The 12,262-nt window shown below is 61.3% G+C and carries 12 protein-coding genes; 10 read left to right on the top strand and 2 right to left on the bottom strand.

Features of this window, described 5'->3' with window-relative positions; all coding sequences use genetic code 11:
• Positions 1-62: 62 nt before the first annotated feature.
• Together ACSVHC_RS00885 and ACSVHC_RS00880 are read left to right on the top strand one after the other, a co-directional pair.
• A complete protein-coding gene (locus ACSVHC_RS00885) occupies positions 63-338 on the top strand; it encodes a type II toxin-antitoxin system Phd/YefM family antitoxin (RefSeq protein ID WP_439180383.1) in 276 nt (91 codons plus the stop codon).
• Entirely contained in the window at positions 335-643 is a 309-nt protein-coding gene (locus ACSVHC_RS00880) for a type II toxin-antitoxin system RelE family toxin (RefSeq protein ID WP_439180382.1), read from the top strand. Before ACSVHC_RS00885 ends, ACSVHC_RS00880 begins: the two co-directional genes overlap by 4 nt.
• A 127-nt stretch (positions 644-770) precedes the next feature.
• Here ACSVHC_RS00880 and ACSVHC_RS00875 read toward each other — a convergent pair whose 3' ends face one another.
• Together ACSVHC_RS00875 and ACSVHC_RS00870 are read right to left on the bottom strand one after the other, a co-directional pair.
• Positions 771-1,877 (bottom strand): ROK family protein, encoded by a 1,107-nt coding sequence (locus ACSVHC_RS00875; RefSeq protein ID WP_439180381.1) that lies wholly within the window; start codon positions 1,875-1,877, stop codon positions 771-773.
• Between the two features lie 80 nt (positions 1,878-1,957).
• Entirely contained in the window at positions 1,958-2,824 is an 867-nt protein-coding gene (locus ACSVHC_RS00870) for a DeoR/GlpR family DNA-binding transcription regulator (protein ID WP_439180380.1), read from the bottom strand.
• A gap of 112 nt (positions 2,825-2,936) precedes the next feature.
• Between ACSVHC_RS00870 and melA the strand changes: the two genes are divergently transcribed.
• The 8 genes from melA (at position 2,937) to ACSVHC_RS00830 (ending at position 12,226) form a co-directional block, all read left to right on the top strand.
• The gene (melA, locus tag ACSVHC_RS00865) at positions 2,937-4,253 is read left to right on the top strand and encodes an alpha-glucosidase/alpha-galactosidase (RefSeq protein WP_439180378.1); all 1,317 of its coding nucleotides are present in this window, start codon (positions 2,937-2,939) and stop codon (positions 4,251-4,253) included.
• Between the two features lie 153 nt (positions 4,254-4,406).
• On the top strand, positions 4,407-5,753 hold the full coding sequence (locus ACSVHC_RS00860; protein ID WP_439180377.1) for an ABC transporter substrate-binding protein: 1,347 nt from the start codon (positions 4,407-4,409) through the stop codon (positions 5,751-5,753).
• A 35-nt stretch (positions 5,754-5,788) separates the two neighbouring features.
• Positions 5,789-6,727: a carbohydrate ABC transporter permease gene (locus tag ACSVHC_RS00855; RefSeq protein WP_439180376.1), complete on the top strand. Its 939-nt coding sequence runs from the start codon at positions 5,789-5,791 to the stop codon at positions 6,725-6,727.
• Positions 6,727-7,563, top strand: coding sequence for a carbohydrate ABC transporter permease (locus ACSVHC_RS00850; RefSeq protein WP_439180375.1), 837 nt, complete (start codon positions 6,727-6,729; stop codon positions 7,561-7,563). The genes ACSVHC_RS00855 and ACSVHC_RS00850 overlap by 1 nt, the downstream gene beginning before the upstream one ends.
• A 92-nt stretch (positions 7,564-7,655) precedes the next feature.
• Entirely contained in the window at positions 7,656-8,564 is a 909-nt protein-coding gene (locus ACSVHC_RS00845; protein ID WP_439180374.1) for an SIS domain-containing protein, read from the top strand.
• Positions 8,565-9,091: 527 nt separating this feature from the next.
• Positions 9,092-10,408: an ABC transporter substrate-binding protein gene (locus tag ACSVHC_RS00840; RefSeq protein WP_439180373.1), complete on the top strand. Its 1,317-nt coding sequence runs from the start codon at positions 9,092-9,094 to the stop codon at positions 10,406-10,408.
• Positions 10,405-11,346 (top strand): carbohydrate ABC transporter permease, encoded by a 942-nt coding sequence (locus ACSVHC_RS00835; protein WP_439180372.1) that lies wholly within the window; start codon positions 10,405-10,407, stop codon positions 11,344-11,346. Before ACSVHC_RS00840 ends, ACSVHC_RS00835 begins: the two co-directional genes overlap by 4 nt.
• Positions 11,339-12,226 carry a carbohydrate ABC transporter permease gene (locus ACSVHC_RS00830; protein ID WP_439180371.1) on the top strand — a complete coding sequence of 296 codons (888 nt, stop codon included), beginning with the start codon at positions 11,339-11,341 and terminating at the stop codon, positions 12,224-12,226. Before ACSVHC_RS00835 ends, ACSVHC_RS00830 begins: the two co-directional genes overlap by 8 nt.
• Positions 12,227-12,262 lie beyond the last annotated feature (36 nt).

Genomic DNA, 12,262 nt, shown 5'->3' with positions numbered 1-12,262 from the left:
GGCAGGTTATCGGCTAAAAGTCAGGCTAGTTGATGGCCTGATGTCAGGCTATAATTCCCGGCATGAGAACCGTACCGCTCAGCGAAGCCAAGGACAAGCTGTCCGCCCTCGTGGAGGAAGCAGACACGACGCACGAGATCATCCAGATCACCCGGCACGGGCACCCGTCGGCGGTGCTGATGTCCGCCGATGACCTGGAATCCCTGCAGGAAACCATCCACTGGCTCTCGCAGCCGGGCATCCGCGAAGACCTGGACCAGGCCAAACGCGACATCGTCGAGGGCAACACGACCAGCGGCGCAGACCTCCGCCGTGAATTCGGGCTGCCGCCGCGGTGACCGACGCAGAATCCACCGGTTCCGCCCCATGGAACGTCGAGGTCACCGGCCCGGCACTGAAGGGTTTCCGGCGGCTGCCGGAGAAAGCAGCAACCGCGATCGTCGGATTCGTCACCGGCGCACTGGCTGACAACCCCCACCGGCTGAGCAAACCCGTCACGAACGGACTGCTCGGACTCCGCACCGCACGGCGCGGCGACTACAGGGTGCTGTTCACCCTCGACATCGAAGCGCACATCCTGTACGTCCACCGCATCCAACACCGCTCCGACGTCTACAAGTCCGACGTCTACAAGCCGCGTTAGCCGAACTCCTCGAGGAAAGATGTGCCATTGGGCAGCCTCTCCCCAGCTCAGGCTGACGAAACGTCGCCGGATCAGCCCTGAAGGAGTTGGAGGCGACGGGGGCTTCGCTATTCGGCTTCTCCGGGCGTCAGCCCGACTTCGTCGGTTCGCAAGGTTCATGAGCCCCATCGCTGCTGCGCTTGTGGGTATTGGCTACACCGGTTTTGTTGGCATGCTTTGCGCGGTTCCCCGCATTTCTGATTTTTCGCGCCCCGAGCGCTGCACCGACAAGTCCGGCGTTTTCGCCGATCCCGGCAGGGAGGAGGCTCGGCATGCGGTGATAGGTGAGGAGCCGGGCCAGTCGCTCCGTGAGCGGCCCGAAGAGTGCGGCTCCGGCTTGGGCGAGGCCTCCCCCGATTACGATGGCTTCGGGGGCCAGCAGCGCTACCGTGTGGGAGAGGTCAAGTGCCAGCGCGTCCAGGGCTGCGGCCCAGATTGTGGCGGCCTGTGCGTCGCCGGCTTCGGCGCGTTCGAGCACTTCCTTGGCGCCGGGGACCATGTTGCCGGTCAACCGGTTGTAGCGGCGCTGGATGGCCCCGGCGGATGCAATGGCTTCAAGACAACCACGACCGCCGCATACGCATTCGGGTTCGTCGGCCACTCTGGAGTGCCCCATTTCCCCCGCCATTCCGCCACCGGAGTGGAGCTGCCCGTCAATAAAGATCGCACCGGAAATCCCAGTCCCGATCACCATGATGACGACGTCGGCATATTCGCGGGCCGGCCCGAGAGCGTATTCTGCTTGTGCGGCGCCCCGGACGTCGTGGCCGAAGAAGACAGGTAGGTTGAGTATCTCCTGGGCCCGGATGCGGAATGGGACGTCGCGCCAGCCGAGGTTTTCGGCAAATATGCCGACTCCCGTTTCTTCATTGACATAGCCGGGAACGAGCAGACCTGCGGCTTGGGGCACAACGTCGGGGTGGGAAGATCGGAGGGATTCGGAGAGTCTGACGATCTCGGCGAGGACGGCTTCTGCGGTGTGCTCGCCGGTATGGGGCGTCGGCACCCGGATGATTTTCCGCAGGCCTCCGTCTTCGTCCATGAGGGCGGCTTTCATATCTGTTCCGCCGACATCGAAAGCCAGCACAGCGTGTCCGTGCCCCAGTCCTGATGCGCCGGCTGAGGGTGCCGGAGCATTGCCGGGCCCCTCTGCACTTCCAGGCACGGGCGGCGGGGCAGTGTTTGTTTGGGGCATGGCGGATATCTCTCTTCTCAGTGCTGTCCGGGATGACCAGGACGGGCGTTCTAAAGCCCTAAGTTGCCTGGTGCGGCAGGTCACAGGGGGTTTTTGGTTGCGGCCCGATCCCTCACAGGCGTCTTCCGGGCCGGTACGGCCGCATCGACGACGTGAACGGTTACTCCGGCGTGCGCGATGCGTTCCAGGTGCGCCGGGTCCGCCGAAGAGTCTGTCACGAGGTCATCTATTTGAGACAGGTCGGCAACCGGGGCCAGGGTGATGCGGCCTATTTTTGTTCCGTCTGCGACGACGATCACGCGCTGAGCGTGGGTCACCATCGCGCTATTTGTGCGCGCTTCCGTTTCATCGTGGGTCGTCACGCCTCCCTCGGCGCTGATCCCGTCCACCCCGAGGATCGCGGTGCCGACATTGATCGAGCGGAAAATATTCTCGGCAAGGGAACCCACAAGTTCGAACGAGTTCGAGCGCACCAGACCTCCGGTGACGATCAGACTGAGGTTGGGTCGGTTGGCGATTTCCATGACGGTTGTCAACGAGTTTGTGACGATCGTAAGTTCAGACCTGGATGCCAGGGCCTTCGCCACTTCGGCCGTGGTGGTTCCTCCGCTGAGTGCGATCGCATAACGTCCGGTTGGCAGGAGTGTTGCAACTTTTCTTGCGATTGCTTGCTTTGATTCGCGGTGCTGGGCGTCTTTAAGCCCAACGGGCAGCTCCGCATCCGATTCGAATCTCCTGGCCCCGCCATGGGTCCTGAGGAGCAGCCGCTGATCGGCGAGATCGGAGATGTCACGCCGGATTGTCGCCAAAGATACGCCAAAGATCTCCGACAACTCACCCAGGGAGACACTCTCGCGCTCATTGAGCAACGAGAGCACCGAAACCATCCGCGCGGAGCGTTTGGAGGCCATCTGCGGAAGCGGGCCTCCCGTATTGATCCATTGCATGCTCGTCCTCCCTGTTGTTAGCACTCACTTCGCTCATTTTGGAATGATCACTTGTGCGGACTTTTGAACAGTCTATTGCACATTTCGCTCAGTTTGGGGGAATATCTACAACATGACTCACATCACTTTCATCGGCGCCGGCAGTGTCGTTTTTACCCGGCAGCTGATCGCGGACATCCTGGGTTTCAAAGAGTTGATGGACGTGACCCTTGCGTTGCACGACGTCAACAACGAGCGTCTGACTGTGGCAGAGGGTATTGCCCGCCAGGTGAGTGACCGGCTGGGGGCGCGGGCGAACATAGTCGCGACCCTGGACCGGCGCGAGGCCCTTGAGGGTGCCGATTTCGTGATTAACATGGTTCAGATTGGCGGCATCGAGGCCACGAAGAAAGATCTCGAGATCCCGCCCCGATACGGTCTGAAGCAAACCATCGGCGACACGACCGGTGCTGGCGGAGTTTTCCGGGCACTTCGGACGTTTCCGTTTCTGACCGGCCTCACCGGCGACATCAGTGAAGTCTGTCCTGATGCGTGGCTTTTGAACTACACGAACCCGATGGCCATGAACGTCTGGTGGGCCTCTGTAGTGGCCCCCCAGATCAAGACTGTCGGGCTCTGCCACAGCGTGTACTGGACGGTTCACGGGTTGTGTGAGCTTGTCGGGGTGCCGATGGAAGAGACCCGCTACCGTTCGGCGGGGGTGAACCATCAGGCATGGCTGCTGGAGTGGGAACACCAAGGCCGCGACCTCTACCCGCTGCTACGGGAGAAGATCGCCGCCGACCCTGAACTTGAGCGCCGCGTCCGTGTAGAGATCTTCCGCAGGATCGGATTTTACCCGACCGAGACCAGCGAGCACTCCTCCGAATACCTGCCCTGGTTTCTCCGCTCAAACGAGCAGATTGAGCGTTACCGGCTCCGCCCCCAGGAATATGTCGCCATCAGTAAGGGCAACGTCCTTGAATTCGAGCAGATAAAGCACAGTCTTGCCGCGGGCAGGCCTTTGGAACTCTCCTCCAGCGCCACCGAATACGCACCCCAGCTCATCCATTCGATGGTGACCGACACAGAGCGGGTTTTGTACGCGAACGTGGTCAATGACGGGCTCATCGACAATCTTCCGGCCGGAGCCGTGGTGGAGGTGCCGGCGACAGTTAACGCCGCAGGTCTGAAACCACATGGCGCCGGCTCGCTGCCGGTGCAATGCGCGGCACTGAACCGTCCGTATGTCTCGGTCGCTGAACTCACGGTCGAAGCCGCAAGAACGGGCAACCCGCTGTTGATCCGTCAGGCACTTCTGATGGATCCGAACACCAGTTCAACTCTTACCCCGGAGCGGATCTGGGAGTTGTGCAACGATCTGGTCGCGGCCCACGGGAACCTGCTGTCCGAACCCCTTCGGGAGCAGATCCAGCCCTCGTCATTCTGACCCTGTCTTCTTTCGGTCAGGCCACCCGCTGCCGGAAGCAGCGGATCTCCTGTTTCTTTCCGTCAAGAAGCGCCGATTCAGCCCGCTTCATTCACAGCGCCCCGTCCCACCAGATCCACAGCAATGTTGCTGTTCCCCGAAAGGTATTTACTCATGAGCATTGGCAAAGTTAGTCAGCTCGCCGCCGCCAGTCTGGCGGCAATATTGGCCGCTTCCGTCACCGGTTGTTCCGCCGGCCAACCCGCTTCCGGCCCGAACGCGGCAACCGCCAGCGCGGGGCCGACAACGGGCGTGACGATCAACGTGACGCTGCCCGGGAGTGCTCCGGCCAAGGCGAGCCTTGACCAGTTCACAAAGGACACCGGCATCACGGTGAACTGGACGACACTGGACTGGGACAGCCTCCAGACGAAGATCTCGACGTCCGCGACGTCGAAAACCTATTTCGCCGACGTGACCGATGTTGACTGGTCCAGGGCCGGGCAGCTGGCGAAACTGCAGTGGTTCCACCCGCTGGATCAGTTCCTGGACACCAAAGCCATCGCCGCGGATATGCCCCAGCTAAGCTCATTCACTGTTGACGGCAAGGTCATCGGAATCCCGAACGATGCGTCTTTCATGGTCACGACCGTCAATTCGGCCATGTTCAAAAAAGCCGGTGCCGATCCCGCGCCGAAAACGATCAGTGACTACACGGCAGCCCTGAAAAAAATCCAAACAGCGGGCGTCTCCGAGCACCCGCTGAACATCCCGTTCGCCGCGGCCGAGGGCCTGTCCACGTACTGGTACCAGACGACGGCCGCTTTCGGCGGCGATGTACTGGACAAGAACGGCGCCCCCCAGTTTACCGACCCCCAGAGCGCCGGGTACAAGGCTGCGAACTGGATGGTGGACGCCCTGAAATCCGGTCTCGTACCCGCGGGCAGCATCAACGCCAATGACGGTCAGGGCCAGCAGGATCTGATGGCCAAGGGCCAGGTCGCCAGCACCTTCTCCGACTACGCCGGCAACGTGGGCAGCCTGTATAACGTCGCAGCCTCGTCGTCGGTCACCGGTGACGGTGTCAAGTATCTCCCGACCCCGGGTGAGAGCGGCCCGGGTGCGAACTTGAGCAACCCGGACGGGGTTGGTATTCCGAGCACGGCCAAGTACCCGGCGGCAGCGGCGAAGTTCATCCAGTGGTTGACTTCTGCACAGACGGAAGCGGATTTCGCCGGGCTCAACGGGGACGCCAAGGCGCTCTCCGGCTACTCAATCCCCTCCTCCCTCGCCGCGGTGCAGCAGCTCGCCGACAAGGGCGCGCTGGCTGACGGAAAGCAGCTGGCTGACCTGCTGAAGAGCAGCCGTCCCGTCTTCCCGGGAGGGGCCCCGACCTGGTACACGGCGTTCTCCAACGCCGTCTACACGCACCTGCACAATGCTGCCACCGGCGACGAAACCGTTGATTCCGCCATGAAAGCCATCGCCGCCGTCGCTGATCAGCACAAGAACGGCTCGTGAACAACCGCGTCGCAGCGGAGAGGGACGGACGACAAATGAGTCAGCGCGTCGCAAGCGTCGAAACTGAAAAGCAACACAAACCGGAGCCCCAGCCGCGCCGCCGCCGGCGGCGGATCCAGATCCTCCCCTACGCCCTGATCACCCCCCTGATGATCTTTATTGTGGGTCTCGCGCTTGTCCCGGCCGGGTTTACGGTGATTCAGTCGTTCTTCACGGTCAATCCCATGGACCCGCCCACCCGGTTCTCGGGCCTGGACAACTTCACGAGCCTGCTGAACGACGCGACGATCCTGTCGAGTGCTTCCAACACGGTCATCTACCTCGTCGTGGGTGTGCTGGTCTCGACCGTCCTCGGGATTTTCATGGCGGTGATTCTTCACCGCAACTTCCGGGGACGGTCCATTGTCATCGCGGTCATGATCCTTCCGTGGGCGCTGCCCGGGGTTGTGGAAGGACTCGTCTGGGGGGGAATTTACGACCCCAACTCGGGCCTGCTCAACAGTGTGCTCTCGTCCCTGCACCTGATCGACCACTACCAGGTCTTTGTCGGGCAGGACCATCTGCTCACGATCATCCTGATCGAGCTGGTACAGGTATGGCAGATGACGCCGTTGTCGGCCCTGCTGATCCTGGCGGTGCTGCAGGTGATTCCGTCCGAGCTGTACGAAGCTGCGCGCATTGACGGTTGCTCCACGTGGAAGGCGTTCTGCCGCATTACCCTGCCGCTGGCCAGAGCAGGCATTGCCATTGCCATGGTGCAGGCTTCGGTCGCCACGCTGAACGTGTTCGACCAGCCCTACGTCCTCAACGGGGCGGCGAGCAACGGGGCTTCGATCATGATGCAGGCGTACTTCATCAGTTTCCAGAACCTGAACTTCGGCCAGGGCTACGCCCTGTCGCTGCTGATCACGATCGTCACGATGGCGATTTCCCTCCTCGTCGTGCGGACCGTCTACCGGAAAGTTGAATTTTAATGAGAAGCCGTGCATCAGTGGGCCGGTGGGTCGGCATCGCATTCGTCATCGTCTGGTCGCTTCTACCGATCTATTGGGCCCTCAACGGAAGCCTGCAGACCGAGGCAGACGCCAGATCCAAACCACCGAACTTCTTTCCGGCGCATCCGACGTTGAACAACTATTCGGCATTGTTCAGCGGCAACTCGGCAACCTCGGGCCAGCTCTGGCCCTCGGCCGTAAACTCGATGATCGAGTGCGGGGTCTCGACAGTACTCACGATGGTGATCGCCACACTGGCCGCATATTCCTTCGCCAGGATGCAGTTCCGGGGCAAAAACCTGCTGTTCTACGCGGTGCTGGCCACGATGGCGTTCCCCGCTTACACGACCCTGATCCCGCTCTACCAAATCATGACCGCATTCGGACTGGTCAACACCTACGTCGGCATCATCCTGGTCTACGCCTCCGGTTTCCTGCCGCTGGCCACCTGGATTCTCTACAACTACCTGGGAAGCCTGCCGGTCAGCCTGGAAGAGGCCGGCCTGGTGGACGGCGCCACCCGGATGCAGGTCCTGTTCCGGATCATCGGACCCCTGGCATGGCCCGGGATCATCTCGGCGAGCATCATCACGTTCCTGTCCGCCTGGTCACAGTTCCTGTTTCCGCTGGTACTGGCCAGTGACATCACGACCCAGCCCATGACGGTGATCGTCGCCGGATTACAGGGCCAGCACACGGTGCCGCTGACCCTGCTCGACGCCGCCGGGATACTCGTCATCGTGATCCCGGCCGTAATTGCGCTTGCCCTCAACCGCTACATCGTCAGCGGCCTTCTCGCCGGCAGCGTCAAATGAACGGCCACCCCTACCGTCCTTCTCCCTCCAACCATCCACATTCGACCGGTGTCCCCACAACCGCGGGGTCTATAAACCAGGAGTCTTCGACTATGACTGAACAGAATCCTTCCCCCGCCGGCGCTCACATGGAAGCCGAGCTCATTTCCCAGCCGGAAATGTGGACGCGTGCCACCGAACAAAGCCGGCACGAAGCCCTGCTTCCCGCCGATGGCCAGAGGATCGCCGTCATCGGATGCGGAACCTCCTGGTTCATGGCGAATTCCTACGCCGTTTTGCGCGAACAAGCCGGCAAAGGCATCACCGACGCGTTCGCGGCCTCCGAGGCCTTCGTTGACCGAGGATATGACGCAGTTCTCGCCATCTCCCGGTCCGGGACGACCACCGAAATACTCGAAGTCCTCGACCACCTGAAGGGGAAAGTGCCCACTGTCGCCATCATCGGGGACACCGAAACCCCCGCCACCAATTTGGCGGACCGGATCATCGACCTTCACTATGCCGATGAGCAATCCGTAGTCCAGACCCGGTTCGCCACCACGGCACTGGCATATATGAAATCCTCCCTCGGCTACAGCATGGAGCAGGCGATCCAGGACGCCCGCCACGCGATCACCGAACAGATTGACCAGAACCTGATCGATGCGGACCAGTTCACTTTCATCGGCCGCGGCTGGACCGTCGGACTGGCCCACGAAGCGGCACTCAAAATGAGGGAAGCATCCCAGAGCTGGACCGAATCGTATCCCGCCATGGAATACCGGCACGGGCCGATTGCCATTGCCGGACCCGGCAGGGTCACGTGGATGTTCGGCGACGAACCCCGCGGCCTCGCCGCCGACGTGACAAGGACCGGCGCCCGCTACATTCACACGGACGCAGATGCACTCGCTGAGCTGATCCGCGCCCAACGGGTGGCACTGGCCCGCGCGAGAGCCCGCGGACTGGACCCGGATCAGCCCCGCAATCTCAGCCGTTCAGTGATACTTGCCGCCCACTGATACCCACCCGACCAGACCCCGGTATCCGAACAATGAGAGACAGACCTCCCTCGAAGGTCACGGTGTTTCCTGCGAGAGGAAGCTAGCACAATGAACACAGCAGAAACGACGCAGTGCCGGATTGTCACTGTGACTCCCAACCCAGCCGTGGATCTCACCTATCAAGTCCACGGCATCCGGTTGGCCGAAAGCCACGGGACCGGGCGACCGTCAAGCCGCGCAGGCGGCAAAGGTGTCAACGTGGAGCGCGTGACCACCAGATGGGGTACTCCGCGTTTGCCATCGTCCCCGGGCTGTGTGGCGGCCGCGGCACCGACGGATCAGTACTCCCCGCGACGGCAGAATGTGATGGAACCCGATTGTAAATGAAACATATCAAGCAGTTTCGCTCCTAATGTTTTCCAGGTTGCCATGATGTGATTATCATCACGTGGGTGGTTCGGGCAGCCTTTTTCCACGCCGAGTTAAACCGACCAATCCGTGGTCCAATCTCCGTTTGGACCGTTGCCTATCCAGAAAGACCTGCCATGAACAAGCCCCTTGATCGACGTTCGTTTCTCTCCCTCACGGCTCTCGGTGCAGCAACCGTGTCCCTGGCCGCCTGCGGTGGCGGCAGTACCGGCGGCGGAACCGCTGCGGGGGGCGCCTACACCGCCCCGGCCACGGACACCAGTGCGACCCTCACCTACGCAATTTGGGACGAGGCTCAGAAGCCGGGCATGCAGAAGATCATTGATTCTTTCAACAAGCAATACCCGAACATCAAGGTCAATATCGACATCACGCCGTACGCCGCCTATTGGACCAAGATCCAGACCGAGGCTTCCAGCAACTCGCTTCCGGATGTGTTCTGGATGAACGGCCCGCATATCAAGCTCTACGCGGAGAACAACCAGCTGCTCTCCCTCGAGGGCTTGAAGTCCTCGAAGGCCGTGGACACCTCCAACTACCCCAAGGCGTTGGTTGACCTCTACTCAACCAACGGCACCTTTTACGGTGTTCCCAAGGACTTCGACACGATCGGCCTGTTCTACAACAAGGCCCTTTTCAAGCAGGCCGGTGTGGCCGAGCCGACCGGCTCCTGGACCTGGGATGACCTGAAGAAGGCCGCCGCTGCCATCTCCAAGGCCAACGACGGCAAGGGTGTCTACGGCTTCGCCGGAGACCTGACCAGCGGCCAGACCAGCTACTACAACACCATTCTGGCCGCCGGCGGCACCGTCATCTCTCCCGACGGCAAGAAGTCCGGCTACGACTCGACGGCTTCCATCGCAGGCCTGCAGTTCTGGCGGGATCTAATCACCGCCGGCATTTCCCCCTCCATGCAGCAGCTCACCGACACCTCGGCCATCGATATGTTCACCTCCAAGAAGGTCGCCATGACATTCGATGGGTCTTGGAACGCCGGTCCGCACGCCAAAGCCCTGGGCTCGGACCTTGGCCTCGTCACCCTGCCCAAGGGTCCGGTGAGCAACCAGTGCGTGATCCACGGATTGGCCAACGTGGTTCCGGCCAATGCGAAGAACCCTGCCGCGGCGCAGGCCTTTGTGGCGTTCCTGGGAACCAAGGAAGCGGCCCAGATCCAGGCTGAGACCGGCACCGTCATTCCGGCGTTCAACGGCACCCAGGACGCCTGGGTCAAATCCGTGCCCTCCGTTGATCTGAACATTTTCCTGGACCTGGCCTCGAAGGCCTCCCCTTTCCCAGCTTCCAGGAACACCAGCGCCTGGAATCAGTTTGAAAAGGACCTGATCCCGGCAGCCTTCGCCGGCACCAGGCCGGTTCCCGACGTGGCCAAGGATCTGGCTGCCAAAATGAATGACGCATTGTCCAAAGAATCATGAGCAAACCGGCAGCGGCAGCACCCCTGCAGGCCGGAACCACCGAGCCGGCACGCAGTAAGCCACCCCTCCACGTTGACGGGCCGTGGCCGTGGCTGTTCATCATCCCGACCGTATTCGGCATCGGCGTGTTCTATCTGTGGCCGATCTTGCAGACCTTCTACTTTAGTTTCACCCGATCGGGCGTCTTCGGCGGGGCCAAGTTCATCGGCCTGGGCAACTACGCGCAGTTGCTGACGGACTCCACGATTCCGCAGTCCATTCTGAATACCGCCGTCTACACGGTGATTGTGCTGCTCGGCATACCGATCGCCGTCGCTCTGTCATCCCTGATCGAGCGGCCCGGACTGAAGTTCGCCGCGTTCTACCGGACCCTGTACTTCGTCCCGTACATCACCATGCCGGCTGCCGTCGGTATCGTCTGGCGGCTCATTTACAACGGTGACTTCGGCCCGATCAACTGGTTCCTGGGCCTGTTCGGCATCAAAGGCCCCTACTGGACCTCGACCCCTGGTTTCGCCCTGGTGGCCGTCGCCATAGTCGGGTTGTGGATGTCGCTGGGGTTCAACCTGATCATCATCAGTGCGGGCCTACGCGAGATTCCGCGCGAACTCTATGAGGCGGCGGAGATGGATGGGGCCACCCGGCTCCGCCAGTTCTTCAGTATCACGGTCCCGTTGCTCACGCCCAGTATTTTCTTTGTCAGCATCGTCAGTGTGATCAGCGGTTTCCAACTGTTCGACCTGCTCTATGTGATGCTGGGCACCAGCAATCTGGCCATGCCGCAGACCCAAAGCCTGGTCTACATCTTCTACAACCAGGGCTTCTTGCAGAACAACAAGGGCTATGCCGCCTCAATCGGCATCCTGATCCTGGCCATCATCGCAATCCTGACTGCTATCCAATTCCGTGTGCAAAAGAGGTGGGTCAACTATGTCTGATACCGCAGTCAGGCGGCAGACCACAGTCCGCCGACCCGGCGGCAAGGTCGCCAATAGGCCCAACGGCAAGGCCGGCAGCAACGTGGGAGCCCACCTCGTGTTGGGGCTGGGCGGCCTGCTGATGGTGGCGCCCCTGCTTTATCAGGTCATCATGTCACTCTCGACGAATTCGGAGGTGCAAAGCACGCCGCCGACCCTGTGGCCCTCAGAGATCCAATGGCACAACTTTGCCGACGTCTTCAGCCAGATGAATTTCGGTTCCGCGCTGTGGGTATCAATAGCCATCACGGCGATCCGGGTCGCCGGGCAGATGGTGCTTTGCTCCCTGGCCGGGTATGCCTTCGCCCGCATGCATTTCCGCTTCCGCGGGCTCATTCTGGGCGTCATACTCTCCATTCTCATGGTGCCCTCACAACTGTTCCTGATCCCGCAGTACCAGATCATCCAGAACCTCGGCTGGCTGAACAGCATCGCCGGCATCGTGGCCCCGGGCATCTTCAGCGCTTTCGGCGTATTCCTGATGCGTCAGTTCTTCATGGGCCTGCCGGACGAACTGGAGGACGCCGCCCGTCTTGACGGCGCAAACCCGTTCCAGATCTTTTGGATGGTCATGTTGCCGTTGGCCCGGAACGGTCTTTGGGCCTTGGCGATAATCACCATTTTGTGGTCCTGGAACGAGCTGCTCTGGCCTCTGGTGGTCGCCTCGACTCAAGAGAGTGCACCCCTGAGCGTGGGACTGGCCAATCTGCAGGGCCAGCACGGAAACAACTATCCGATACTGATGGCGGCATCGCTAATGGCCATGGCGCCCATCCTGATCCTGTTCATCTCGATGCAGAAGAAGGTAATGGCCGGGGTCGGCCGAACCGGGCTCAAATAAGAACGATGGCAGAACGGTCCCCGGTGCCAACGGATT

The sequence above is a fragment of the Arthrobacter sp. KNU-44 genome (assembly GCF_051843155.1).
In the GTDB taxonomy this organism is placed as follows: Bacteria; Actinomycetota; Actinomycetes; order Actinomycetales; family Micrococcaceae; genus Arthrobacter.
This window is presented reverse-complemented; position numbering and strand designations above follow the sequence as displayed.